The sequence below is a fragment of the Aquabacterium sp. A08 genome, assembly GCF_011742065.1.
Genome location: NZ_JAAQQT010000241.1, coordinates 1 through 305 on the forward strand (window position 1 = coordinate 1; position 305 = coordinate 305).

At 69.2% G+C, this 305-nt stretch carries 1 protein-coding gene; it reads left to right on the forward strand.

Going from position 1 to position 305, the window contains the following annotated elements:
- A partial coding sequence (locus tag HA630_RS01355) for a histidine kinase dimerization/phospho-acceptor domain-containing protein (RefSeq protein WP_305792604.1) occupies nucleotides 1-305 on the forward strand: 305 nt, incomplete at both ends.

Sequence of the window (305 nt, forward strand, 5' to 3'; positions counted from 1 at the left end):
CAGGAGGTGGCGCCGCTGGTGTCCTCCATCAACGACCTGCTGGACCGGCTGAAAAGCTCGCTGAGCAACCAGAAGCGCTTCCTGGCCGACGCCGCACACCAGCTCAAGACCCCGCTGGCGGGGCTGCGCATGCAGGCCGAAATGGCACAGAAAGCCAGCGCCGGGGAAGACATCCACCGCTCGCTGCAGCAGATCGCCAAGTCCAGCGTGCGCGCCACCCACACCGTCAACCAGCTGCTGGCGCTGGCCCGCGCCGAAACCACCGGCCGCACCCTGCCCAGCGTGCCGGTGGACCTGGCGGTGCT